Origin of the sequence: Leisingera daeponensis DSM 23529, from assembly GCF_000473145.1 — a bacterium.
Taxonomy (GTDB): domain Bacteria; phylum Pseudomonadota; class Alphaproteobacteria; order Rhodobacterales; family Rhodobacteraceae; genus Leisingera; species Leisingera daeponensis.
Window position 1 is genome coordinate 2352490 of record NZ_KI421500.1, and the last position, 25294, is coordinate 2377783.

Annotated in this window: 23 protein-coding genes and 1 riboswitch; of the genes, 7 read left to right on the forward strand and 16 right to left on the reverse strand. The window is 63.5% G+C overall.

Annotated elements, in window-relative coordinates:
• Window positions 1-104: 104 nt before the first annotated feature.
• Window positions 105-443 (forward strand): P-II family nitrogen regulator, encoded by a 339-nt coding sequence (locus tag DAEP_RS0111940; RefSeq protein WP_008557216.1) that lies wholly within the window; start codon window positions 105-107, stop codon window positions 441-443.
• Window positions 444-469: 26 nt separating this feature from the next.
• Window positions 470-1804, forward strand: coding sequence for an ammonium transporter (locus tag DAEP_RS0111945; RefSeq protein WP_027244823.1), 1335 nt, complete (start codon window positions 470-472; stop codon window positions 1802-1804).
• A 74-nt stretch (window positions 1805-1878) separates the two neighbouring features.
• Here the strand turns inward: DAEP_RS0111945 and DAEP_RS0111950 are convergent, their stop codons facing one another.
• Window positions 1879-3063, reverse strand: a complete 1185-nt coding sequence (locus DAEP_RS0111950; protein WP_027244824.1) for an amino acid aminotransferase — start codon at window positions 3061-3063, stop codon at window positions 1879-1881.
• 3 nt (window positions 3064-3066) lie between these two features.
• The gene (gene sseA, locus DAEP_RS0111955) at window positions 3067-3921 is read right to left on the reverse strand and encodes a 3-mercaptopyruvate sulfurtransferase (RefSeq protein ID WP_008554545.1); all 855 of its coding nucleotides are present in this window, start codon (window positions 3919-3921) and stop codon (window positions 3067-3069) included.
• Window positions 3922-4205: 284 nt separating this feature from the next.
• Between sseA and DAEP_RS0111960 the strand changes: the two genes are divergently transcribed.
• A complete protein-coding gene (locus tag DAEP_RS0111960) occupies window positions 4206-5297 on the forward strand; it encodes a leucine-rich repeat domain-containing protein (RefSeq protein WP_245595086.1) in 1092 nt (363 codons plus the stop codon).
• A gap of 70 nt (window positions 5298-5367) precedes the next feature.
• Here DAEP_RS0111960 and DAEP_RS0111965 read toward each other — a convergent pair whose 3' ends face one another.
• The 4 genes from DAEP_RS0111965 to DAEP_RS0111980 all read right to left on the reverse strand — a co-directional run bounded on the left by DAEP_RS0111965 (window position 5368) and on the right by DAEP_RS0111980 (window position 8092).
• On the reverse strand, window positions 5368-5850 hold the full coding sequence (locus DAEP_RS0111965) for a hypothetical protein (RefSeq protein WP_027244826.1): 483 nt from the start codon (window positions 5848-5850) through the stop codon (window positions 5368-5370).
• Window positions 5851-6067: 217 nt separating this feature from the next.
• Window positions 6068-6550 (reverse strand): SsrA-binding protein SmpB, encoded by a 483-nt coding sequence (gene smpB, locus DAEP_RS0111970; RefSeq protein ID WP_008556184.1) that lies wholly within the window; start codon window positions 6548-6550, stop codon window positions 6068-6070.
• A 45-nt stretch (window positions 6551-6595) separates the two neighbouring features.
• The gene (locus DAEP_RS0111975) at window positions 6596-7450 is read right to left on the reverse strand and encodes a DMT family transporter (RefSeq protein WP_027244827.1); all 855 of its coding nucleotides are present in this window, start codon (window positions 7448-7450) and stop codon (window positions 6596-6598) included.
• Between the two features lie 81 nt (window positions 7451-7531).
• Window positions 7532-8092 carry a helix-turn-helix domain-containing protein gene (locus DAEP_RS0111980; RefSeq protein ID WP_027244828.1) on the reverse strand — a complete coding sequence of 187 codons (561 nt, stop codon included), beginning with the start codon at window positions 8090-8092 and terminating at the stop codon, window positions 7532-7534.
• 106 nt (window positions 8093-8198) lie between these two features.
• Between DAEP_RS0111980 and DAEP_RS0111985 the strand changes: the two genes are divergently transcribed.
• Both DAEP_RS0111985 and ilvD read left to right on the forward strand, forming a co-directional pair.
• Window positions 8199-9377 carry a benzoate/H(+) symporter BenE family transporter gene (locus DAEP_RS0111985; RefSeq protein ID WP_027244829.1) on the forward strand — a complete coding sequence of 393 codons (1179 nt, stop codon included), beginning with the start codon at window positions 8199-8201 and terminating at the stop codon, window positions 9375-9377.
• 134 nt (window positions 9378-9511) lie between these two features.
• Window positions 9512-11356 (forward strand): dihydroxy-acid dehydratase, encoded by a 1845-nt coding sequence (gene ilvD / locus DAEP_RS0111990; protein WP_008554891.1) that lies wholly within the window; start codon window positions 9512-9514, stop codon window positions 11354-11356.
• Window positions 11357-11742: 386 nt separating this feature from the next.
• On the opposite strand, the gene DAEP_RS0111995 is transcribed toward ilvD, so the two are convergent.
• The gene (locus tag DAEP_RS0111995; protein WP_027244830.1) at window positions 11743-12561 is read right to left on the reverse strand and encodes a sulfotransferase family protein; all 819 of its coding nucleotides are present in this window, start codon (window positions 12559-12561) and stop codon (window positions 11743-11745) included.
• 141 nt (window positions 12562-12702) lie between these two features.
• On the opposite strand from DAEP_RS0111995, the gene DAEP_RS0112000 reads away from it, so the two are divergent.
• The gene (locus tag DAEP_RS0112000; protein WP_027244831.1) at window positions 12703-14280 is read left to right on the forward strand and encodes a DUF5928 domain-containing protein; all 1578 of its coding nucleotides are present in this window, start codon (window positions 12703-12705) and stop codon (window positions 14278-14280) included.
• A gap of 341 nt (window positions 14281-14621) precedes the next feature.
• On the opposite strand, the gene DAEP_RS0112005 is transcribed toward DAEP_RS0112000, so the two are convergent.
• Window positions 14622-15707 carry an FAD-binding oxidoreductase gene (locus DAEP_RS0112005; RefSeq protein ID WP_036760634.1) on the reverse strand — a complete coding sequence of 362 codons (1086 nt, stop codon included), beginning with the start codon at window positions 15705-15707 and terminating at the stop codon, window positions 14622-14624.
• A 4-nt stretch (window positions 15708-15711) separates the two neighbouring features.
• Window positions 15712-16947 (reverse strand): aromatic ring-hydroxylating oxygenase subunit alpha, encoded by a 1236-nt coding sequence (locus DAEP_RS0112010; RefSeq protein ID WP_027244833.1) that lies wholly within the window; start codon window positions 16945-16947, stop codon window positions 15712-15714.
• 107 nt (window positions 16948-17054) lie between these two features.
• Window positions 17055-17253: riboswitch (cobalamin riboswitch) on the reverse strand.
• Window positions 17254-17571: 318 nt separating this feature from the next.
• On the opposite strand from DAEP_RS0112010, the gene DAEP_RS22660 reads away from it, so the two are divergent.
• Window positions 17572-18822, forward strand: a complete 1251-nt coding sequence (locus DAEP_RS22660; RefSeq protein ID WP_342665822.1) for a zinc-binding dehydrogenase — start codon at window positions 17572-17574, stop codon at window positions 18820-18822.
• Here DAEP_RS22660 and DAEP_RS0112020 read toward each other — a convergent pair.
• The 7 genes from DAEP_RS0112020 to DAEP_RS0112050 all read right to left on the reverse strand — a co-directional run bounded on the left by DAEP_RS0112020 (window position 18747) and on the right by DAEP_RS0112050 (window position 25169).
• Window positions 18747-19391 (reverse strand): DUF1523 family protein, encoded by a 645-nt coding sequence (locus DAEP_RS0112020; RefSeq protein ID WP_027244834.1) that lies wholly within the window; start codon window positions 19389-19391, stop codon window positions 18747-18749. The two genes, DAEP_RS22660 and DAEP_RS0112020, sit on opposite strands and share 76 nt — an antisense overlap.
• Before the next feature lie 11 nt (window positions 19392-19402).
• A complete protein-coding gene (locus tag DAEP_RS0112025; RefSeq protein WP_027244835.1) occupies window positions 19403-19669 on the reverse strand; it encodes a hypothetical protein in 267 nt (88 codons plus the stop codon).
• Between the two features lie 2 nt (window positions 19670-19671).
• The gene (locus tag DAEP_RS0112030; RefSeq protein ID WP_027244836.1) at window positions 19672-21033 is read right to left on the reverse strand and encodes a DUF6638 family protein; all 1362 of its coding nucleotides are present in this window, start codon (window positions 21031-21033) and stop codon (window positions 19672-19674) included.
• Entirely contained in the window at window positions 21030-21731 is a 702-nt protein-coding gene (locus tag DAEP_RS0112035; protein WP_027244837.1) for a DUF2971 domain-containing protein, read from the reverse strand. Before DAEP_RS0112035 ends, DAEP_RS0112030 begins: the two co-directional genes overlap by 4 nt.
• The gene (locus tag DAEP_RS0112040; protein ID WP_027244838.1) at window positions 21728-23665 is read right to left on the reverse strand and encodes an AAA family ATPase; all 1938 of its coding nucleotides are present in this window, start codon (window positions 23663-23665) and stop codon (window positions 21728-21730) included. Before DAEP_RS0112040 ends, DAEP_RS0112035 begins: the two co-directional genes overlap by 4 nt.
• A 104-nt stretch (window positions 23666-23769) precedes the next feature.
• Window positions 23770-24891, reverse strand: a complete 1122-nt coding sequence (locus DAEP_RS0112045; RefSeq protein ID WP_027244839.1) for a hypothetical protein — start codon at window positions 24889-24891, stop codon at window positions 23770-23772.
• Window positions 24888-25169, reverse strand: a complete 282-nt coding sequence (locus DAEP_RS0112050) for a hypothetical protein (protein ID WP_027244840.1) — start codon at window positions 25167-25169, stop codon at window positions 24888-24890. Before DAEP_RS0112050 ends, DAEP_RS0112045 begins: the two co-directional genes overlap by 4 nt.
• Between the last annotated feature and the right edge of the window lie 125 nt (window positions 25170-25294).

Sequence of the window (25294 nt, forward strand, 5' to 3'; positions counted from 1 at the left end):
AACTTGCTGCCCGTTTCTTTGCACGACTCGCATCGCCGGTTTTGCTGCAAGTGCGAAATGCATCGGCATGGGGCCGGCGTGACGCAAATGCAGGGGATGCTGAGATGAAACTGATCATAGCTGCCATCAAGCCCTTCAAGCTGGACGAGGTCCGCGAAGCGCTGACATCGCTGGGCGTGAGCGGGCTGATGGTCACCGAAATCAAGGGCTTTGGGGCGCAGGCCGGGCACACGGAAATTTACCGCGGCGCGGAATATGAAGTGAATTTCGTGCCGAAGCTGAAGCTGGAACTGGTGGTGCCCGCGGATCAGGCCGAGGCGGCCGTCAGCGCCATCACCGAAACCGCCCGCACCGGCAAGATCGGTGACGGCAAGATTTTTGTTCTGGATGTGGAACAGGCGGTGCGGGTGCGCACCGGCGAAACCAACCTCGAGGCGCTGTAGACGCGCCCGGCACGGAGGAAATACATATGAAGCAACTGAAACTCCCCTTGGCAGCCGTGGCGCTGACCGCGCTGCCGGGCCTGGCGCTGGCCCAGGACGGCCCCGCCCCGGGTGTGAACCCGGCAACCGATACCGTTTTCATCCTGAACTCACTCCTGTTCCTGATCGGCGGCTGCCTGGTGTTCTGGATGGCTGCAGGCTTTGCCATGCTGGAAGCGGGGCTGGTGCGCTCCAAAAACGTCACGATGCAGCTGACCAAGAACATGGCGCTGTTTTCGCTGGCCGCGGTGTTCTACTGGCTGATCGGCTATAACCTGATGTACCCGCTGGGCAATTGGGCGGTCGACGGCGTCCTGTCCGGGGTCTTCGGTCCCGCCGTGCTGGAGGCCGTGGGGATCACCGCAGAAGGGGCCGATGATTACTCCTACGCCTCCACCGGATCGGATTTCTTCTTTCAGCTGATGTTCTGCGCCGCCACCGCCTCGATCGTGTCGGGCACCCTGGCGGAGCGCATCAAGCTGTGGCCGTTCCTGATCTTCACCATCGTGCTGACTGCCGTGATCTACCCGTTCCAGGCCAGCTGGAAATGGGGCGGCGGCTTCCTGGAGCAGATGGGCTTCCTGGATTTCGCAGGCTCCACCGTGGTGCATTCGGTGGGCGGCTGGGCCGCGCTGACCGGCGCGCTGATCCTTGGACCGCGCATCGGCAAGTACAAGGACGGCAAGACCATCCCGATGCCCGGTTCCAACCTGGCGCTGGCGACGCTCGGCTGCTTTATCCTGTGGATGGGCTGGTTCGGCTTCAACGGCGGCTCGCAGCTGGCGATGGGCTCGATTGGTGACGTGGCCGATATCAGCCGCATCTTCGCCAACACCAACGCGGCCGCGGCGGGCGGTGCAGTGGCGGCGCTTGTGCTGACCCAGGTGCTGTTCAAGAAGCCGGATCTGACCATGATCCTGAACGGCGCGCTGGCCGGGCTGGTGGCCATCACCGCCGAGCCGCTGACCCCGGGCCTGGGCCTTGCCACCCTGATCGGTGCCATCGGCGGCGTGATTGTGGTGTTCGCAGTGCCGATGCTGGACAAGCTGCGGATTGACGACGTTGTCGGCGCCATCCCTGTGCATCTGATCTGCGGCATCTGGGGCACCGTCGCCGTGGTGCTGTCGAACCCCGACGCCACCCTGCTGAAACAGCTGACAGGCATTGTCGTAGTGGGCGTGTTCACGGTCGCAGCCTCCGCCGTGGTCTGGATCATCCTGCGCGCCACCGTGGGCATCCGGGTGGAGGAAGAAGACGAGGTCAACGGCCTCGACATGGCCGAACTGGGCATGGAGGCCTATCCGGAGTTCTCGCCGAGCTGACGAAGGCCATAACCGGAAATGCAATACGCGGCCCTGATAAGGGGCCGCGTTTTTTTGTCGTTATGCAGCGGGGCTCAGACGCCCGCGTCGACAATCGCCTTGGCCAGCACCGGCACGGTCTGCGCATTCAAACCAGCAATGTTCAGGCGGCTGTCGCCGACCATGTAGATGCCATTGTCGACCCGCATCTTCTCGACCAGCTCCGGCGTGGTGCCGAGCAGCGAGAACATGCCGCGGTGCTGCGCGATGAAGCTGAACCGGTCGGAGCCGGTCAGCCGGCGCAGCTCATCCGCCAGCTGCTGGCGCAGGCCCAGCATGCCCAGGCGCACCTCTTCCAGTTCTGCCGCCCAGTCGGCGCGCAGGGCGTCGTCGTTCAGGATCATGGTCACCAGACGCGCGCCGTGGTCCGGCGGGAAGGAGTAGTTCTGCCGGTTCAGGAACGCCAGCGTGCCCTGGTTCAGCGCCTGCGCGGAGGCATCGTTGGAGACTGCCATCAGCAGGCCGGTGCGCTCGCGGTAGATGCCGAAGTTCTTGGAGCAGCTCGCCGCAATCAGCACCTCGGGGCAGCTGGAGGCCACCAGGCGCACGCCGAGCGCGTCTTCTTCCAGTCCGTCGCCAAAGCCCTGATAGGCGATGTCGATCATCGGAATCAGGCCGCGCTCATTCAGCAGCGCGATGACCTCTTTCCATTGCACCTCGTTCAGGTTGGCGCCTGTCGGGTTGTGGCAGCAGCCGTGCAGCAGCACCACGTCGCCCTTCTGCGCGCCCTTCAGGTCTTCCATCATGCCGTCGAAGTTCACGCCGCGGGTGTCGCGGTCGAAGTAGCGGTAGACCACGGTTTCGATGCCGACGTAGTTCAGGATCGAAACATGGTTCGGCCAGGTCGGGTCCGATACAAAGACGCGGGCCTTGGGGTTGGCCATCTTGATCAGCTCAAACGCCTGGCGCACCGCGCCGGTGCCGCCGGGGGTCGCTGCCGCCGCGATGTTTTCACGCGCCACCGCATCGCCCAGGATCAGCTTGATCATCGCGTCAGAATAGGCCGGATCGCCCGCCAGGCCGACATAGGACTTGGTGGTCTGCTCTTCCCACAGCTTATGCTCGGCCGCCTTGATGGCGCGCATCACCGGGGTGACGCCCTCGGCATTCTTGTAGACGCCGACACCCAGGTCGATCTTGTCCGCGCGCGGGTCGTCGCGATACATCTGCATCAGCATCAGGATCTTGTCGGCGGGCTGGGGTTTCAGGGTTTCGAACATTGCTCAGTTCTCTCCGGTAGCAACGGGAAGGGTCGGGAAGGCACCCCATTCCACCCAGGACCCGTCATAAAGCGCATGATCGGTCTTGCCGATGCGCTCCAGGGCGAGGCTGAGGATGGCGGCGGTGACGCCCGATCCGCAGGAAGTAATTGCAGGTTTGCTCAGATCGACGCCGGCAGCTTCAAAGGCGGCGCGCAGCCCTTCGGCATCCTTCATGGTGCCGTCTGCATTCAGCACCTGGCCAAAGGGCACATTCTTGGAGCCCGGAATATGGCCTGCGCGCAGTCCCTCGCGCGGCTCCGGCGCGTCGCCGCGGAAGCGTTCGGCGGAGCGGGCGTCGATGATTTCATGGTCGCCCAGCTTGGCCGCGGCAGAGACCTGGGTCACGTCGCGCACCATGTGGTTCTGCACCCGCACGGTCATATGGCGGTCGCGGATCACCGGCGGCAGGTCCTCGACCGGATGGCCCTCGGCCTGCCATTTCGGGAAACCGCCGTCCAGCACAGCAACATTGGCCTGGCCCATCAGCCGGAACAGCCACCAGACGCGGGCGGCGGAAAACAGGCCGGCGCCGTCATAAATCACCACCTGATGGCCGTCGCCCACGCCCATGGCGCGCAGCTTGGACATGAATTTCTCCACCGGCGGCACCATATGCGGCAGGTCAGAGCGGTTGTCGGAAATCTCGTCAATGTCGAAGAACCGCGCACCGGGGATATGGGCGGCGTCATACTCCGCCCGGGCGTCGCGGCCCTGCTGCGGCAGATACCAGGACGCGTCCAGAACCCGCAAATCCGGGTCTTTCAGATGGGCGGCAAGCCAGTCCGTGGAAACCAGCGTCTTCGGATCGTCCTGCATCAAAGTGTCTCCCTATCTGCACATAGCGCCATGGGTACATCCGGCAGCAAAGCGGTGCAAGCTATCCCGGCTCTCTACCTGCGGTTACAAAATTCTTGCGGGCCTTTAACGCGCCGGCAATAAACGGGGACCATTGTTTGAGCTTGTTATTGCAGAGGCGTATTGCCATGCCCGGTTTTCGACGCATTCTTTCAGCCCTCCTCGTTCTCCTTTTCCTGGCCAGCCCCCAGGCACTGCGCGCAAGCTGCGTGGAGATAGGAAAAACTTGCATTAATGACAATGACTTGAAGGCCAAGATCAGGATCGGGCGCCATACGCCGGACTTGCAGGGGCTGGAACGGTTCACGCATCTGAAGGAGCTGACACTGATGGCCGACCTGCGGTTTGACGCGCCGGTCGACCTGTCGCCGCTGGCGGCATTGCCCGGGCTGGAGCGGCTGGCGCTGGTCAGCATCACCGCGCCGGACCTGGCACCGCTCACCCGGCTGCCGGGGCTTAAGCGGCTGAGCCTTGATTCTGTGCAGGCGCCGGACTTCACCCCGCTGGCCGGCATGACCGGGCTGGAACACCTGTCGGTCTGGGGCATCAAGGAGGTCACCGATCTGTCCTTTGCGCGCGGCCTGACGCGGCTGCAAAGCCTGAACATCGCCGACTCCGGTGTGACCGACCTGAGCCCGCTGGAGGGTCTTCAGGATCTGGAGGTCTTTCTGGCCTTCAACACGCAAGTTTCCGATCTGAGCCCGCTGGCGGCCGCCAATCTTCGGGTGGCCTGGATCTCCAACTGCCCTGTCGAAAGCGTGGCCGCGCTGGCCGCCTCGGACCGGCTGGAGATGCTGCGGGCCGATGGCACCCGGCTGCAAAGCCTGGAGGGGCTGCAGAACAAGCCGGCGCTGCAAACGCTGATCCTGTCGGACACACCGGTGGCGGAGCTGGCCCCGATCGCGGATGCGGCCAGCCTGACTGAACTGGCGCTGGATGGCACGAAGGTCAGCGACATCGCCCCGCTGGCCGGTCTGAGCGCGCTGCGCAAGCTGACCTTGAAAGGCACCGCAGTGACCAGCCTGGAACCGCTGGCGGGCAAGAACCTGCGGGAGCTTTCGCTGACCAATACCGCGGTCGCGGAGCTGGACGGGGTGCAAGACATGGACAACCTGTGGGAGCTCAGCATTTCCGGGACCGGCATCCGCGACCTGACGCCGCTGACCGGCTTGAAAAAGCTGGCGATTCTGCGGGTGATCGGCCTGCCCGCTGCGGCGCTGCCGCCGCTGCTGGAGATCGACAGCCTGCGGATCGTCTTTGCCGGCCCCTCGCTGGCAGCGCGCAAGCGCCTGCTGGGCCGGGAAAAGATCACGGAATACATTACCCGCCATCAGTGATGCCCGCAGGCCGATCCGGCCTTCGCCGCCTCCGCCCCGGCACCAAGCAGGCCGGCCGGTTCCCAAGGCCTCAGGCCACCACCCGCAAACGCGGCGCTTCCGGCCGGGCCGCCGCCTGCCCCGCTGAAAACCGGTGCGCAAATGCGAGGCCCGCCCGGATCACATGCGGGTCCATTTTCCCTCCGGTGACCTCAGCAACGGCTTCACGCGCCCCCGGCGTCAGGTCCCGGCGCATGTGGTGCAGCATCTGCAGCAGCGCCGCCTCATCCGGCGTTACGGTCCCGCGCAGCTCCAGGTCAAAGGGATCGATGAAAGTAAACCGCCCGTCCCGGCAGTCCAGCACCGCCCGCAGCAGTTTCATCAGCGCCTGCGCCGCCGGAAGGCCGATGGCCTCACCCCAGCGCTCCGCCGCCACCATGTAGGCACGCTGCCACGCTTGGGTCTCCGGTGTCTCATGGCTCAGCAGAAATTGCCGCAGTACCGGCAGCAGTCCGGTCTCAAACGCGTCAAACCCATGCGCCGCCAGCGCGGCCTCATGCGAAGGTTCTTTCATTCGCTTTCCCCTGGTGAAGTTTGGGCAGCAGGCGGGCTGCCGTCTCCGACCGGGCCTGATCCAAAAGCGAATCTGCTGGGCAGAATTTATCTGACTTATTTAGTCGGATACTGCAATAGCCAGCGGGCACGGAGCAGCGCCTTGCGGCGCTGGCCTGCGGCGCGAGTATTTTCGGAAAGATGAAAGGGAGCTGCAAGCGTTGCCGCCGCAGGGGGCTTTACCGCGCGTCCTTGAGCAGCCGCTGCTTCTGGCGGCCCCAGTCGCGCTTGGCCTGGGTTTCGCGCTTGTCGTGCAGCTTCTTGCCCTTGGCGATGCCCAGTTTGATCTTGGCGCGGCCCTTGTGGTTGAAATAGATCACCAGCGGCACCAGGGTCATCCCCTTGCGCTGGGTCAGGTTCCACAGGTCGGCCAGTTCCTTGCGCGACACCAGGAGTTTGCGGCGGCGGCGCTCTTCATGCTTGAACACCTTGGCCTGCTCGTACGGCGGGATGTAGGAGTTCACCAGCCACAGCTCGCCATTCTCCACCGCCGCGTAGCTATCGGCGATATTGGTGCCGTTGCCGCGCAGCGCCTTGACCTCGGACCCTTCCAGCATAATGCCGCACTCGATGTCGTCCTCGATCGCATAATCGAAGCGCGCCCGCCGGTTCTCGGCGATCACCTTGTAGTTCGGGTCTGATGTCTGCTTTTTCTTGGCCATGGGGGGCAGATGTAAGGCCGCGCCGCAGCGGGCGCAAGATGGTGCTTACGCCTTGCGGCTGCGCAGCAGCGTGAAAACACCACTGACAACAATCACCGCGCTGCCGATCAGGGTCAGCGCGTCCGGGCGTTCACCGAACACCAGCACCCCCAGCACCATGGCAAAGACCAGCCTTGTGTACCGGAACGGCGCGATGACAGAGATCTCCCCCGCCCGCATCGCGCCGGACAAGGCGTTATAGGCAATCACGCCGATCACCGTCGCCGCCGCGATATCCAGCCAGTTGCGCGGGGCCGGCCAGACCGCCCCGCCGGTCCAGCCCAGCGCAATCGCACCGGCAACCACCAGCATGGAGAACCCCAGGAAACCCAGCTGGTTGTTGCTCATGTCCCTGGGCGCGGCGCGGGTGGCCAGATCGCGGCCCGCAAACCCCAGCGTGCCGGCCACCGCAAACAGCGAGGCGGGTTCAAAGCCGCTGAGCCCCGGGCGCAGGATCAGCAGCACCCCGGCAAAGCCCAGCCCGATCGCAAGCCAGCGCCGCCAGCCAACGGTTTCGCCAAAGAACACCACCGCGCCGGCTGCCACCACCAGCGGTGTGGCCTGCAAAATGGCCGACGCCGAAGACAGTGGCGTCAGCGCAATCGCCAGAGTGTAACACAGGCGTCCCGCGACCTCAGACAGGGAGCGCAGCAGCATCGGGCGCGTGCCAAAACCCGGGTGCCAGGGGGCGTGGCCCTGCGCACGCGCCATCGCAGCAAAGAGCACCATACCGCCAAGGCCGAACAGGATCAGGATCTGCCCCACCGGCAGGCTGGCGGCTGCGGACTTGATGAACATGTCCTCCAGCGCGAAGGCCGCCATGGCCAGCACCATCAGGAGGCTTCCGCGCAGCGTGTCCATTCCGGCGCTCCTCAAATCCCTGACCCTAAATGACTTGGGTAAGTGGTAGGGAGGCGGCCGGAAATGCACAAGTGAAGCAGATCAGTCCCGCTGCGTCAGAACCGCCTGCCGGTAGTGATGCATGTTGAGGAAGGCCGCGCCGGTCTCCCGGCTGCGGTAGCCGTGCGGCTGATCGGCGGCAAAGCGCAGGCCTTGGCCTGCCTCCAGCGCCACCCACGCGCCGTCCTTCAGCACCTCCATCGACCCATGCAGCACAAAAACCTCCTCGGTCACCCCGGTGTCATGCGGCTGCGACTGGTGGCTTTGGCCCGGCTTCAGCGTGACCTGAAAGGTTTCGGCGCCCAAGATCGGGTCGAAAGGAAAGACGATCTTGACCCCGATGCTGCCCGGAAACTGCACCGTCTCATAGACTCCGGTCGCAGCACTCACGGGCCGTGCGGCTTCGCCCAGCAGGGCGGTTAGCGGCAGGTGGAACCCCTTGGCGATCTTCCACAGCGTCGCAATTGTCGGGCTCGATTCGCCGCGCTCGATCTGCCCCAGCATCGCCTTGCTGACACCGGTGATCTCCGCCGCCTTGCTGAGGCTAAGCCCCGCCGCCGACCGGATTTCCCGCAGGTTCAGGGTGATGCCGTCATCGCTCATTGTCTCTGCCCGTCAAAAAAAAGCTTGTGCGCTATAACGCACGAGGTGTAGTGTGCGCTATAACGCACAAAACTCCTACCCCATTCGCGCGCGCAGGAAAACCCGCATGCTCAAGGATCTGAAGCTCTCGCATCTCGTCTCCGGCGCGGTGGCCGTGCTGGTCGGCTATACCGGGTCCGTCGCCATCATCTTTCAGGCGATCGAGGCCGTGGGTGCGCCCCAGTCCCAAGCCAACAGCTGGATGCTGGTGCTTGGCCTTGGGATGGGGTTCACCAGCCTGATCCTGTCGCTGGTCTACCGGATGCCGGTCCTGACGGCGTGGTCCACCCCCGGCGCGGCGCTGCTGGCAGTCAGCCTCAATGGCGTGCCGCTGGCGGAGGCGGTGGGTGCCTTCCTCCTCTGCGCGGTCCTTCTGACCCTCACCGGTATTACCGGCTGGTTCGCCGCCCTGTCTCGCCTGATCCCGGACAGCCTGGCAAGCGCCATGCTGGCAGGCATCCTGTTCCAGTTCGGGCTTTCTGCCTTCACGTCGCTGCAAAGTGATACCGCGCTGGTGGCGGTGATGGGCCTCACCTTCCTCGCAGGCCGAAAACTGTTCCCCCGCTACTGTATCCCCGCGGTACTCGCCGCGGGCGTGACCTGGTGCGCGGGCACCGGCGCATTCGGCAGCCTCGAAGCACTCGACCTGAGCCTGGCCCGCCCGGAATTCGTGATGCCCGCCTTCTCGCTGCCGGTGCTGATCGGAATCGGGCTGCCGCTCTACATCGTCACCATGTCCTCGCAGAACATGCCCGGTGTGGTGGCGCTGAAGGCCTGCGGCTATGAACCGCCGGTGTCCGCCAGCCTCACTGTCACCGGCCTGGCCTCGCTGATCCTGTCCCCCTTCGGCGGCTTTGCCTTCAACCTCGCCGCCATCACCGCCGCCATCGGCGCAGGCCCGGAGGCGGACGACAACCCCAAGACCCGTTATCTGGCAGGGGTGATGACCGGCCTATTCTACATTCTGGTGGGGCTGGGCGGCGCCACCGTGATCAGCCTGTTTCTGATCGCCCCCAAGGCGCTGGTCGCCACCGTTGCGGGGCTGGCGCTGCTGGCCACCATCGGCAACAGCCTGTCCGCCGCGCTGGCAGAACCGCAAGGGCGCGAGGCAGCGTTGATCACCTTCATGACCACGGTCTCCGGCATCAGCTTCCTGGGAATCGGCGCGCCGTTCTGGGCGCTGGTTCTGGGGCTTGCGGTGAATCACTGGCTGAAGCCCCCAGCCCCCGCCCCTGTCCGCGCCTGAGGACACACCGCCAGAGACATTTCGCCACTGAAATCCGGCGCAATCTGCGCCAATATTACCGAAGAGAGCCCCGCGCGGTTGCCTTTATTGCGCAAATCGTGTCCCTGAGGGCAAAGACTAAGGGAACCAGCCTGATGCCAAAGTACCGATCCAGAACCTCCACCCATGGCCGCAACATGGCGGGCGCGCGCGGATTGTGGCGCGCCACCGGCATGAAGGACGATGATTTCGGCAAGCCGATCATCGCCATCGTCAACTCCTTCACCCAGTTCGTGCCCGGCCACGTCCACCTCAAGGACCTCGGCCAGATGGTCGCCCGCGAGGTCGAGGCGGCCGGCGGCGTCGCCAAGGAGTTCAACACCATCGCGGTGGATGACGGCATCGCCATGGGCCATGACGGAATGCTCTACTCACTGCCCTCGCGCGAGGTGATTGCCGACAGCGTCGAATACATGGTCAACGCGCACTGTGCGGACGCCATGGTCTGTATCTCCAACTGCGACAAGATCACTCCGGGGATGCTGATGGCCGCCATGCGCCTCAACATCCCGGCAATCTTCGTGTCCGGCGGCCCGATGGAAGCGGGCAAGATCGACATTGCCGATCTCGACATGAAGAAGATCGACCTGGTCGACGCCATGGTCGCGGCAGCGGATGACAAGTTCACCGACGAGCAGGTCAAACACATCGAGGAAAACGCCTGCCCGACCTGCGGGTCGTGCTCGGGCATGTTCACCGCGAACTCGATGAACTGCCTGGCCGAGGCACTGGGGCTGGCGCTGCCGGGCAACGGCTCGACGCTGGCCACCCACGCCGACCGCAAGGGGCTGTTCCTGGAGGCCGGGCGCAAGATCGTCGAGATCACCAAGCGTCACTACCAGGACGAGGAAAAGGGCCTGCTGCCGCGCGAGATCGCCACGTTCGAGGCGTTTGAAAACGCGATGAGCCTGGATATCGCCATGGGCGGCTCCACCAACACCGTGCTGCACCTGCTGGCGATTGCCAACGAGGGCGAGGTGGACTTCACCATGACCGACATGGACCGGCTCAGCCGCCGGGTGCCTTGCCTGTGCAAGGTCGCGCCGAATATCCATAACGTCCACATGGAGGACGTGCACCGCGCGGGCGGCATCTTCTCGATCCTGGGCGAACTGAGCCGTGCAGGTCTGCTGCACAATGACTGCCACACCGTGCATACCGCCACCATGGGCGAAGCGATTGCCAAATGGGACATCAAGGTCGCCAACAACCCCGAGGCCGAGGAACTGTTCAAGGCCGCCCCCGGCGGCGTGCGCACGACGCAGGCGTTCTCCCAGGCCAACCGCTACAAGGAGCTGGACACCGACCGCCAGAACGGCGTGATCCGCGCCAAGGAGCATGCCTTCAGCCAGGACGGCGGCCTTGCGGTTCTGTTCGGCAATATCGCGCAGGACGGCTGCATCGTGAAAACCGCCGGTGTCGATGAAAGCATCCTCAAGTTCACCGGCACCGCCCATGTCTGCGAAAGCCAGGACGCGGCGGTGAACGACATCCTGACCGGCAAGGTCAAGGAAGGCGATGTGGTGGTGATCCGTTACGAAGGCCCGCGCGGCGGTCCGGGGATGCAGGAAATGCTCTACCCGACCTCCTACCTGAAGTCGAAGGGCCTGGGCAAAGCCTGCGCGCTGCTCACCGACGGGCGCTTCTCCGGCGGCACCTCCGGCCTGTCGATCGGCCATGTCTCACCCGAGGCGGCCGAAGGCGGCACCATCGGCCTGGTGCGCCAGGGCGACAAGATCGAGATCGACATCCCCAACCGCTCGATCCATCTGGCTGTCTCCGACGAGGAGCTGGCGGCGCGGCGCGAGGAACAGGACGCCAAGGGCTGGAAACCCGCAGAGCCGCGCAAGCGCAAGGTTTCCAAGGCGCTGAAGGCCTATGCGCTGCTGGCCACGTCGGCCGCCAAGGGCGCCGTGCGCGCGCTGCCTGACGAAGATTGAGGCAGGACCCCAGAAAGTCACAATTAGCCCGCCGCCCCAACCGCGGCGGGTTTTCTTTTTGCCCCGCGCCTGCGGCCGGGTCCCACAGGCAAAGGCGCGTTCAGGGCCAACCTGCCCCTGTACCGCTTCTCAGAAATCTTCTTGTGAGACCAGAATTCTCCCGCCCCCGCTCTGGCCCGCTGCCTGACGCCAGCCCGCCGCGCGGTGTTGGGCCGGGCGCCTTGCTGACGCACGGCGCGCCTCCGGCGGGAGTATTTGGGGAAAGATGAAGCCGACGGGCCTATTGCAGCTACCCGCCCGCGCCGCGCCAGCGGCGCCGGGCCCAAGGCTTGGCGCGGCATCTTCGATGCTGCGTCACAGGCGCGGGAGCCGCGGCCCCCGATACGCTACTCCCCCAGCTTGGCGTGCACCTCGTCGAGGTCGATCTCGCCCACCGGCATCTTGTTGGCGGGGTTCTCGAAGTCGTATTTGAACAGCTCGAAATCGCGCTTGTAGATCTCGTAGACCAGGTGCATCGACAAATCGTCGAAGTAATCCTCCACCGGATGCGCGCGCTTGGGGCCGTGGCCCTCGCTTTCGTTGAAGCGCGGAATTGCGGCGAGGTCGACGGCATGCGGTGTCTCGATCGCGTCCAGCACCTGCTGCATCCCGTCGTTGAACGCCTCGGTCCAGAAGATCCGGTTGTAGCGCCCGCCGTTCAGGATGAAGGTCGACACATGCCCGGACATCGCCGACCAGTGAATGTCCGGGTCCATCGGGCGGCGCCAGCGGATGGTGTCGCGCGCAAACAGCAGGAACCGGCGGAAGCTGGCGATCTGGTCGAACTCCTGCTTGCCGTCGTCGCCGCCGACCTCGATCCCGTATTCATAGGCGAGCTTGGGCACCAGATTGCCGCGGTAACGGCGGCCGTTGCGTTGGATGCCGCAGATCTTGTCAAAAAAGGAACTGAGGATGCGGGTATAGGGGTTGCGCACGCAGGTGAAGGCATAGGATCGGTGCCCCTGCACATTGCGGGTGATCGGACCCTGGCTGTGCTCCTGTGCCCATTTGTGCAGGCCGTCCTCGGAATCATGGATGTCGCCGTCGAAGAACCGACCGTGATCGGAGTAATAGAGGATCTGTCCGATCGTCGAGCAGGCGCATTTGGGCACCACCCGGTAGACCGCACTTTCACTTTCCGTCATCCAGGTGCCGGGGAACCCCATCCGCTGCCCTCATTTTTCTTGCGCGTTGTCCCCAGCTTCTTCGCATAAGTTTAGCGAAACGGAAACTATCTGGTTTATTCGTGCTGTCAGCCCGCTTATCAAGAGAAACAATCAGGCAAGACAAGGCGCTCCGTCCACCCTATGGCGAAAATCGCATATATCCTGCTCTGCCACAAAGACCCCGAAGCGGTTGTCCAGCAGGCTGAACAGCTGACCGCGGCCGGCGACTACATGGCCATTCACTTCGACGGGCGGGCGGCGGAGGAGGACTACCGGCTGATCCGGACAGAGCTGGCCGGCAACCCCAATGTCACCTTCGCCCGGAAGCGGATCAAATGCGGCTGGGGGGAATGGTCTCTGGTTCAGGCAACGCTGCACGCCCTGCAAAGCGCGTTGGAGGATTTCCCGCGCGCCACTCATTTCTACATGCTGTCGGGCGATTGCATGGCGGTGAAAACCGCCGAATACGCCCACCGCTTCCTGGATGAGCACGACAAGGATTTCATCGAAAGCTTCGATTTCTTCGAAAGCGACTGGATCAAGACCGGCATGAAGGAGGACCGGCTGATCTACCGGCATTTCTTCAACGAGCGAAAGCACAAGCAGCTGTTCTACTGGAGCCACGGCCTGCAGAAGCGGCTGGGGCTGCAACGGGACATCCCTGCCGACATCCAGATGCAGATCGGCAGCCAGTGGTGGTGCCTGCGGCGGCGCACGGTGGAGTGGATCCTGGGCTTTATCCGCAAGCGCCGCGATGTGATGCGGTTCTTCCGCACCACCTGGATCCCGGATGAGACATTTTTTCAAACCCTGGTGCGCCATCTGATCCCGGAGGCGGAAATCGAAACGCGCACGCTCACCTTCCTGATGTTCACCGACTACGGGATGCCGGTGAATTTCTACAATGACCATTATGATCTGCTGCTCAGCCAGGACTTCCTGTTTGCCCGCAAGATCAGCCCCGAGGCGAAGGAGCTGAAACTGCGCCTGGGCCGGCTGTACGCGGCGCAGGGCGTCAGTTTCCAGATTTCCAACGAGGGGCGCAGCCTCTACAGGTTCCTGGCCCAGCGCGGTCGCACCGGGCACCGCTTTGCGCCGCGGTTCTGGGAGACCGAGAGCAGCCTGGGGCGCCAGCGCGAGCTGCTGGTCGTGGTGTGCAAGAAGTGGCATGTGGCCAAGCGGCTGCTGGAGCAGATCCGCCAGGCTACCAGTATTCCCGCTGTCGAGTATCTGTTTGACGAGGAAGACACCGCCCTGCCGGACCTTGGCGGCATCGAGGCCGCGCTGATGAAGCGCACCCGCCACCGCCGGGCACTGCTGCGGATGCTGTTCGAATACTACGAGACGGATCAGCTGATCATCTGTCTGGACCCCGCGGCCATCGACCTGATGAATGATTTCCTTTCAGACCGCTCCTCGACCCGGTTCCTGCACATCGACTGCACCTTCAGCGATGACTACCTGATCGGCCACGCCCAGCGGGCCGGCCTGGCGGGCGCGCGCACGCCGCAACTGACGCTGGAGCGGCTGCTGCCGACGATCCGCAACGATATCCTGCATGAATGCGACCGCATCCGCGATGCCGTCTACAGCCAGCTTTTTCACCTGCGCGAGGGCGCCAGCGCGGAGGAAAACGCAGCCCAGCTCGGCGGTTTCCTGAACCTGCCCCGGGACAAGGCGATGGAGATTGCCGCAGCCCGGTCTCTGTTTGCGGACTGAACCGGCAGCCTGATGCGGCAAGTGACCTCCATGCCGGTCACGGCCAGCATAGGGCTGATGGCGATGTTCGCGGTGGATTGCGCCGATTGGCTTTCATCGCCGGGCTGGTGATGCCGGCCCTTAGGCTGGCCTGGACTGAGCGGATCCTGACATTGCTTGGCGTCCAGGGCGGAGGTCTGGGCCTGGCGATGTGCTAAGTCCGGATCATCCTGCCAGCAATGCGGGTGATGGCGCGTAACGGCGGCGGGCAGAATGCAGCGCTGGATCCCCTGCTGATCTTTGGCCTGGAACCGGGGCACGGAAAGGGGGCGCACCGGATCCGGTGCGCCCCCCCTGGGCCTTCAGATCTCGACCTCGACCCGGCCGATCGGGTTGGAGCAGCAGGCCAGGATATACCCTGCCTCCACATCCTCCTCCGAGATGCCGCCGTTGTGGACCATATGCACGTCGCCCGCGGTTTTCCTGACCTTGCAGGTGCCGCAGATGCCGAAGGTGCAGCCCGACGGGATGTTAAGGCCCGACGCCTTGGCCACCGCCAGCACCGTATCGGTCTCTGTGCAGGTGGCGGTGACGCCCGACGCGGCAAAGGTGATCTCTGCCGCCGCGGTCTCTTCCGGCACCACATCGTCCAGCTCCGGCGCATCGGCTTCGGTCTCCACCGGCGCGCCAAAGCTTTCCTGATTGTAGTTCTCCATGTCGAAGCCCAGGCCATTCAGCATGTCGCGCACCGCCTGCATGAACGGGTCCGGGCCGCAGCAGTAGACCTCGCGCTCCAGGTAGTCGCCGGCAATCAGGCCCAGCATAATCTGGTTCAGCTGCCCGCGGTAGCCGGTCCAGACCTGATAGGGGTCGTCCTCCTCAACCACGAAATGCAGCTTGATCCCCTGCACCCGCGCCGCCATGCCCTCCAGCTGGCGCCGCGCGATGATCTCGCTGGGCCGCTTGGCACAGTTGATGAAACTGACATCGGGCGACTGGCCGCGGTCGAACAGATACTGGGTCATCGACAGGCTGGGCGTGATGCCGGAACCTGCGGAGATAAACAGGAACTTGCCGTTCGGGCGTTTGGGCAGGGTGAACAGGCCCGCCGGGCCGGAGGCCCTCAGGAACATGCCCGGGCGCAGGTTGTCCAGCATCCAGCGGGTGCCGATGCTGTCGGCCTGCGCCTTCACGGTGACAGAGATAGACAAGGGCCGCGAGGGTGAGGAGCTGATGGTGTAAGTGCGCCAGACAGTGCCGCCCGGCACCGGCAGTTCCAGCGTCAGAAACTGGCCCGGCTGGTATTTGAACCACGCGCCGGAAGGCGCGCGGAAGCTGAAGGTGGCGGTGTTCGGCGCCTCGGGCACGACGGTGACGCATTCCAGCATCTCGTCGTCCTTCCACGCCAGCGTCTCATCCAGCGTTTCGAAATTGGCCTGCAGTCCCATGCCGTTACTCCGCCGCGATCAGGTGGCGGCCGGTCAGCGCACGGGTCAGGTGCTCGGCATACCAGTTGGAGAACTGGATAACGCCGCTTTCCTGCACTTCCGAATAGGGGCCGGGCTCATATGCGGGCGAGTTGATTCCGCGCTGGTTGTCCTCCACCACGATGCGGTCCTCGTCGTTGGTGGCAACCCACACTTCGGTCAGCCGCTTCAGGTCGTAATCCTGGCCCTCGACCGCATCCTTGTGCACCAGCCATTTGGTGGTGACTTCGGTCTCCGTCGGGCTGATCGGGGTCACGCGGAACACGATGGAATGATCCGGCAGGAAATGGTTCCAGGTGGTCGGGTAGTGGAACTTCAACAGCGTGCCCGCATCGGCAAACGGCACCCGGCCCAGTTTCTTGGCCACAGCTGCCTTACCGTCCATGGTATAGCTCTCGGCGCCCTCATTCAGCGGCATCCGCGCCACCCGGTACTGGCCGCGCGCGTCGATCTGGAACTGGGCCGGGATACCCGCCGCCTCGATCCGGTCGAAATGCTTTTGCAGGTGCGGCGGGGTCTCGCCGCCCTCAACACCGGTCACCGATGGATCTTCGGGGAAGGTCCGGCACAGCGACGGGTGGTTGCCGCCGCAGTGATAGCATTCGCGGTTGTTCTCCCAGACCAGCTTCCAGTTGCCGTTCTCGATGATCGAGCTTTCATAGGCGACCTTGGCGTTGCCCAGATCATGCGGCTCCAGATAAGGGCGGGCCACAGCGGCGAAGGCATCGAAATCCGGTGCCTCATCGGCCAGGCAGATATAGATCAGTCCCGCCAGATCGCGGCAGTGCACCGGCTTCAGCCCGTGCTTGGAGGCATCAAATTCCGGCCCCATGTCGCGCGCCCACAGCAAGGAGCCGTCCAGCTCATAGGTCCACTGGTGGTAGGGGCAGACCAGCTTGGGCGAATTGCCCTTTTTCGCCTTGCACACGACGGAGCCGCGGTGGCGGCAGGCATTGTGAAAGGCACGCACCTCGCCATCGGTGCCGCGCACGATGATCACGTTGTAGGCGCCAACCTGGTGGGTCACGAAGTTCCCCGCCTTCGGGATCTCGCAGGCGGGAATGGCAAACAGCCACTCGCGGTAGAAGATCTGGCGCATGTCCAGATCCAGCACGCCCGGATCGGTATAGAAGGCCTGCTCCAGGGAATAGTTTTTCTGACGGGCCACCAGTCTGGCCAGAATTTCGCTGTCGTGAAGCATATGCTTCTCTCCTTTGCCGCATCCCCGCGGCAGGTTGGCTTGGCTGCGGGCATGAGGAGAGAGATCACAGGCCAAGCGCCTGCAACCGCCCCGCCGCCGCCCGCGGTTGACGTTTTCGGGGCAAGGCTGGTTTCCGGACTGTCCCGGGGCCATTCGGCGGCGGGGCCTGGCACCTTCCCGAAGCGCCTGCTTCAGTGGTCTTTGCCATGCCTTGCCCGGGGTCACCGTTGCGGGGGCAGTACCGGAATTTCACCAGCTTCCCAATTCTCCGCCCCAGGGGGCGGCACCTTGCTGAGGCGCAAATTGCCCGAAACGCACCCCTTGGGCGGAGACAAATCCGACCCGCCGAAACCGGAAAAAGACATGCATGTTATCCCCGCCTTAGGCCCGTTTCCGGCGCAGAATCTCAAACCGGCACTCGCCGGTCCGTTTGCGGCAAAGTGCTGATCTTCAGGGTATTTTCCTCCGAATCGGCTCGGCTCAGCGATTCGCCAGACTGCGCCCGACGGACAGGCCGCACCGTGTCTTTGGATTCACCTCTTGCCGCCGCCCCTGCCCTGCGGGCAGTATTTGCACTGTATCCCGATATCTTCCGGCACCCCGCGCAAACGAAAGGGGCCGCTTATGAACGAACCAATGACGCGCAGCAGCACGGGCACCATGATGGCCGTCGTGACCACCGGAAACGGCGGCTACGACAAGCTTGAGTACAAACCCGTGCCCATCCCGGACCCCGGCGAGGGAGAGTTGCTGCTGCGGGTTCTGGCAGCCGGGGTGAACAACACCGAAATCAACACCCGGCTCGGATGGTATTCCTCCAGCGTGACGACGGACACCGCCGCGGCCGCAGGCCGCCAGGAAGCCCATGCCGAACAAAAGGCCGACGGCGGCTGGAACAAGGCAACCCCCTTCCCGCTGATCCAGGGCACCGACTGCTGCGGCAGGGTTGTTGCGGCAGGCCCAGGCGCCAGCCAGGCCCTGACCGGCAAGCGGGTTCTGGTGCGCCCCTGCATGCGCCCCAATGGCTACGGCGTTATGGACAACGTCTGGATGGCCTCGGACTTTGACGGCGCCTTTGCCGAATATGTCAAAGTCCCGGCAACTGAGGTGTTCCCGGTCGACTGCGCCTGGTCGGACGAGGAGCTGGCGACAATTCCCTGCGCCTATGGCACATCGGAAAACATGCTGCACCGCGCCAGCGTGCGCGCTGGCGAGCTGGTGCTTGTGACCGGCGCTTCCGGCGGTGTCGGCTCGGCCACAGTGCAGCTGGCCAAACGCCGCGGCGCCCGGGTGGCGGCGGTCACCAGCCGGGGGAAGATGGATCAGCTGCGCGGCCTTGGTGCGGATATCGTTCTGGACCGGGACAGCGGCCTGCTGGCGGAATTGGGCGGGGAAAGCGTTGACGCCGTCGTTGACAATGTGGCGGGGGCTGGCTTCCCGCAAATGCTCAAACTGCTGAAACGCGGCGGCCGCCTGGTGTCCAGCGGCGCCATCGCCGGGCCGGTTGTCGATCTGGACATGCGGGATATGTATTTGAAGGACATCACCCTGATCGGCTGCACCGCCTGGGATGAGCCGGTTTTTCCGAACCTGATTTCCGAACCTGATTTCCTATATCGAGCGCGGCGAAATCCGGCCGCTTGTCGCCAAAGTCTTCCCGCTCAAGGACATCGCCAGGGCCCAGCAGGAATTCCTGAAGAAAACCCATTTCGGCAACTTCGTTCTTGTGCCGCCACAGGCCTGACGAGCCGCAAGACCCTCAAAGCCAATGAAAAGGCCGCCCACGCGGCGGCCCCTCATCACTTCGATTTCCAGCTGTCCAGCCAGCGGCGGAAGCGGCCCTGCCGTTCCGCAATCGCATCCCCCGCGGCATAGAGGCTGTCCTCGGCGCTTTCGATCATCGGCTCGATCCGCGCCCGCCGGAACCGGCGCCAGCGCACATAGATGGCCCACAGGATGGCGGCCAGCAGCACCAGGAAGATGATGCTGAACCAGTTTGTCGGCTTATCCTCCGGCCCGGCCACGGGCTTGATCGACACCGCATTCGGGAAGATCGACAGGAACTCGTTGCGCCAGCCGTAATGCATCACCGCCACCCACTCCGGGTTGGCCCTGGTCGAGATGCTGTCATTGGCATCCGTATAGAGGTTCGCGGTGTCGAACTTGAAATAGGGCGGCCAGTTCCAGCCGGTGTCCTCATTGCGGTAGACCATATTGCGGCCGTTGGCGCGCACTGCCTGGATGAACTGCACATCGCGGTTGATCAGCTGCGCCGACTGGTCGTCGGGCTTGGACCAGAACAGGCGGGTCCAGTCGTTCAGCTCCTGCCGCTCCTCGTAGGTGTTGACGATGCGCGCCACGTCGTACTGCGGCAGCGTGTAATGCAGGAAGGCGCCGAACAGCACCCAGAAGGTGATCAGGATGGCCCATTTGATGAAACGCATCGGGCAGCTCCTCACATGAAGTTAATGACATAGACCAGAAGCGCGATGGCCCCTAGCGGGATGATATAGACCAGGAGGATCAGTTTGCGCCGGAACGAGCGGTCATACTGCCTCAGCCCCCGCTGGATGAAGGCCGCGCGGTCGCCGGTCAACCCCTTGTCTTTCCAGCGCCGTTTCAGCTTCGCCCGCCGCACCTCGCGCGAGTAGAGCGACACCGCGCCATAGGCCACGGTCAGCACCACAAACAGGATCAGGATCAGGCGGATAAAGCCGAACATCTCTAGCGGCCCCTCACCCGGTTCACCGCGCCCCAGGGGCCGACGCGCTCGACCACCCCTTGGCGCTGGCTGCGCGGCAGTTCGGGCACCCGTCCCTCCATATCCGGCTCATGCCCGAACAGCGCCTGCCGCGCGCCGGCCTTGTCCAACGCATACTCCCGCGCCAGGAACTCCGCCGCGTAAGCCTTCTTGGTCTCCGGCCAGCCGCGGTACTGGCGGTAAAACTCCTCCTTGTGGCAGATGAACATCTGCCGGAAATCATGCGGGCACAGCTCCGCCAGCAGCATATTCACCAAGTCGCGGCAGGGCGTGTCCGACGCCCGCAGACTATAGAAATAGGCCGGATGATCCGAGGTGATCCGCGGCCAACTGCCGCCCCCTTCGGCCCAGCGCACCAGCGCCGCCAGCCCGTCAAACTCCGCCGGCAGCTCATCGGCGTGCCGCGCCGCCATCCGCCTGAGGTCCGAGCGTGACAGTCCGGTCAGGTCGCGCCCCTTCTCGGTCAGCACGGACACCGCAAGAAACCCCATCTTCTGCCGCAGGATCGCGGCCCCATCAACGCCGCGCGCCCGGATCACCGGCTCCGCCAGCCGGTTCACCTCCAGGAACCGGGCAATCGCATTGCGCTCGCTTAAGGCGAACACATGCTTCAGCGGCACGCCTTCCGGCTTCTCCCCGCTGGCAATCACCGCCGGATGCCCGACGTCCTGAAACACATAAAGCCCGCCGAAATGCGCGGTCCAGAAGTTGCCCTGCTCAAAAACCTCATGCTCCAGATGCACCGGATTGCGCGTCACATCGCCGGTCTGTTCCGCCGTCTGGATCATCTCCCCGATCAACGCATCATCAAACCAGGCATCCTCACCTGATTTGAACCGCTCCACCAGCTCCGCCAGACGGTCCGCATGGCGCAGCGTGCCGCGGGTGGTGTCCGCCTCGATCCGCACCTGCCGGATGTCGAACAGGCGCGCGGGTGAGGACACCTCAAACACCGAATTCACCAGCTCGCCGGCCACGGCATCGGTCGCGGTCAGCGCAAACAGCTGGCGTTCATTCACCTCGATGAACCGGCGCAGGATGTCCCGGCTGGTGGAGAATTTCACGTGAAGCAGCGGGCAGCGCTTCTGCTCGGTCGACAGCAGAATGAACTGCCGGTTCACGCCCGCATGGTTCAGATAGTGATCATCCCCCAGCTCATCCCCGATCTCCGGCGAAAAACCCGAGATATCGACGTGGAAATCCGTGAGGGCGGTGGTCTTGCCGGTCAGATGCTTCAGCGCGCGATTGTACCGCTCCACCAGCGCGGGCGAGGCCACATGGAAGAGGTTGCCGAACATCAGGCCATGCTGGATGAGGCGTTTCATGGTTGCACCTTTTTCCAGAGCTTCTTGTTTTGCTGCACTACCATCCTAAAGTCCCGGAAAGCAGCTCTGCACTGAAAATGTTCGAGCGATCTGCCATATGCCTTTTGGATCTCCTTAGCAGAAAATTCAGGCTGGGGTCCGTTGATAAAACCTACGAGTTGGACTTCGTCCCCCATTTGCAAGAACCTACCGTCCTTTGTGGAGAAAACTCCCTTAGAGCGAAAATCGACAAAAAGGCGCTCCTCTTTTTCATAGCTCCAGTGATGTGATTTTTGAGAGCAAAACTGCCTAAACGCAGGATCACTAGAACTAGGGAACGGAACGCCATTACTTGTCTTCCTTCTAGGCAAGTATTTGACCCTCTGAAGTTCCTCGACGAGAACATCCACGACAAGGCAAACACCTTTTCCGCTCTTCGAGTAGTGACCCCACATCAGCTGATTGCGCCAATCTTGAGAGAAACAAATCAGCCCCAATTCGCGTGAAAGTTCTTCGGACCAAGCCTGTTGGTCCGCGCGTGTTTGTTTGTCCTTTAGCTCAACTGACGCTAACTCGAAGACATCGTTGCACTTCTTGAACTCGGAAACTTTTATTTTGTTCTCTCTCAAATTCCCCAACAGATGATCTGGTGAGGTAAAATAGAACAGCCGCCGCCGGTCTGTGGCCTCTCTCTGCAACCAGTTTATCTTGACGGTCACCCCTTCCCCTCCAGATACCGCCGCTTGGCCTCTTCCTGCCGCCCGAAATCGCGCACCATGTTTTCAATCGCCACCTCATCCGACTTGTCGGCATAGCGGAATTCGCTGTCGGCGTAGCGGTTGATCTCCTGCACCACCATGTCGACGGTGATCGGCACCCGCAGCTCCGCAATCATCGCGGATTTGGTCTCGTAATCCTTGAACAGGAACAGCTCCGGATTCTCCATCCATTCATCCGGCAGCTCGAAATCCATCGCCCGGACCTTGACCGCATCGGTGATGTTCTTGATGGCGCGACCGGTAAACCGCTCATCCGCCTGCTGAATGGCCTTCAAATAGGTGCCAAGCTTGGCCAGATCATCCAGCTCGCCAATCTGATCCTGCACCCGGCCAAAGACCTCCATCAGCCCCGGTTCCTGCGGGCGGTTGTGCGCCTCGAAAGACCGCGCGACCGCCTTCTTGATCTCCTGCGCGCCATAAAGGTCATGCTCACCGAGCGGGATCGCATGGTTCTTGCCCATCAGAAGGGTCAGAATGTCGATGTAATCCTCCCGCGTCTGCGGCCCGTCCACCAGGAACCGCGCCCCCGCCCGCTGGCGCAGCGCGTCGTCCACATTCTCTGGGTAGTTGGAGAACATGCCAAAGGTGCAGTTGCCGCGCACCACGGTGTTGGCCCCGGCAAAGGCCTCCATGAACACCGCCGTCACCTCCTGCTGGCCCGCCGAGGACTGCCGGTCGCCGCGCTTGCCCGCGATCTGGTCGATGTCGTCGATGGTGCCAAAGCCGATGACGCCCGGATCGATTACGTTCTGGATGAAGCTCTTGGCGTTCTGGCCGGATTTGCCCTGGTAGCTGTCGATATTGTCGATGCCGAAATTCTGATAGCGGAAGGGGTAGCCCGCATTCTGGCAATAGTCGTGGATCAGCCCCGCCATCATCTGGATCAGGGTGGTCTTGCCGGTCCCCGGCTTGCCGTCACCCATGAAGGTGAAGATGAAACCGCCCATCTCGGCAAAGGGGTTCAGGCGGCGGTCGAAATCATAGGCCATCAGCATCTTGGCCAGCCGCATCGCCTGGTATTTGGCGATATGGTTGCCGACCACCTCATGCGGTTTCTTGAACGCCATCGTCAGGGTGGTGGATTTCGCCTTGGCGGCCGCATCAAAGCCGCTGATGGTGAGATCATCCGCCTCCACCCGCCAAGAAGCCGCGGTGAAGGCCTCCAGCCGCGGTGCGTTCTGCGCCCGCAGGGCGGCCTTCTCCATCAGCTGCTCGGCATAGGCAGCCGCCGCCGCAATCAGATGCGCATCGTCGGGCGCATGCAGCGCCAGCTTCTGGTCCAGCTCCCACAGCGCGCCGTGCAGCGCCAGCGGCGCATTATCCGTCAGCAGCTCCTCAGCCTCGCCTACCTCGGCCTGCGTCTCGGACCCGTGCGGTGCCAGCAGATAGGCCGTGGCATTGGCAAACACATGCGCCGCGATCAGCGCCTCAGCCGCCAGCAGTTCGGTAAACTCCCCCTTACGCGCCGCGTCCAAAGAGCCTGCCAGATTGGCCCGCTTCAGATCAGCAAGGCCCGAGACATCCGCATAAACCTCCGCCATCGCCAGCGAGACCGCCAGCGCCCGGCGCAGCGCGTGCTGCAAGGTTGCCTGCAAGGGCGAGGTCAGCGGATCGTCTCCGTCCGCCGCCTCGATCCGGGCAATCAGATGCACGCCCTCCGGGCGCGCGGTGGAGCGCGTCACCAGCCCCGGTGTGGTGGAACGGAAGCGGCGGCTGCGGGCAATCCCGGGCGAACGCTCCTGCACCGGCGCGCTTGCCTGCGGCTTGGCCACGCGCGGGGTGTGGTCGAACCCCTCCAGCATCGCGGCCGCGGCGGCGTAATGCTTGCGGATATCCTCTTCCCGCAGCTCCATCTGAGTGCCTGAAATGCTCATCTCACCCTCTTAATCCCAACGCTGCAAACCGAAACCGATCCGATCTTCATCTGGCTAATAATATCCCCGCCGGAGGCTCCCGCCGCTGGCAACACGCGCAGACCTCAATACCGCAGCACCTGCCCCGCATCGCTCACCACGAATTTCTGCACATCCGCAAACCCCGGCGGGTCCAGCTCTGCCAGCACCTGGAACGGGCGCTGCGGCAGGATGATCGCGCGCTGGGTCCGGGTCGCGCCGGTATCCGCACCGCGCCCGCCAAAGGGGTCGAGTGCAAAGATCTCCCGCTCCACGGTGCCGAACCAGCCGGCGCGCTCTTCCCGCACCTCCTCGCTTTCCAGTTCCTCCAGCGTCCAGGCCAAGGCCCAGTCCTGGCCCTCAGGGGCCTCGGCCTCCTCCAGCACCCGGTGCAGCGGGCCGGTCTGCTCGGTATAGGCGGAGGAATACATCGGCCCCACATGATAGCGGCGCAGACGCTTGGGGTGGAGGTCCGCGAAATCCTCGTCAAACCCTTTGGCAATGGTCACCAGTTTCAGCCCCGCCAGTGCCTGCGCCATCAGATGCGCCTGCACCTCCGGCCAGCGGCGTTCGTCCTTCGGCAGCGCCACCTTACCGCTGTCCTCCAGTTCCATCAGGTAGATTACCGGCAGGTTCACCTGGCTGTCATAGGCGGCCCAATGCAGCAGGAAGCGCCGCCGCCGCTCGCCGATGTTTTCCAGCCATTCGCAGACCGGATGGTTCTGGACCCAGAACAGCTGCCCCTTCGAGAGCTCCTGATAATAAAGCCGCTGCGACAGCGCGAACTGCAGTTTGGCCGGCACCGTGCGGTCCGAGATGATGGTGCGCACCATATCGTCCTTCAGCTGCGCCTCGCTCGCCATATTGGCCAGATGCCGCTCCGCCTGCTGGGCGTCATTGGCCATAGTCATCAACTCGGCGGCGACCGGAAAGCCGCTGTCGCGCTTGTCCATCGCAAGGCTGCCAAAGAACCGCCCGGTGTCGCGTCCCGCCATCAGGTACTTCATGGAGAGCGCGCGGAAGGTGAAGTTCAGCCGCATCAGATAGCTGGTCAGCACCTTCACATCTGATTTCGACAGCCGTCCCTCCGCCTGCATCGCTGCCGCCACCCGGGTCAGATGCCGGATGATGGTCTCGAACTTCCTGAAATACCGGCGCGAGGCGAAGGTATCGCCGAGGCCAGCGTGATCGCGCGAGGGATCGGTCATGGCTTAGGCTTCATGTAGTTTTCGCCAAATATGCGCTTGGCATGGTCTTCTCCGTACAGGTTTGCCGTGCCTTCCCCTAGGCCATAGTCGCGGAAAGAGTCCGCACAGGCCTGAATGAACCAAAGAAAGGCAATCACAATGCCGATAAAGGCAAAGACACTTGCCACCATCGCAAAGGCCGGAGCACTGAGGAGATAGGCCATTGCGCTGCACAGCGTGAACCCAGCCAGCCCTATGCCAACCCCGATTCTGAATATCCGTTTTTCGAACTTTGTCATGTGCACACCAGTGTTTACGGCTTTCTCCAGCCAGCGTTGTGGGCCGAGGTGTCTAACCAATCCGCTCCTTAGAAAGTTCCCAGGCAAAGATTGCGAACACTCCCGCTACTGTGGCCACAACCCAG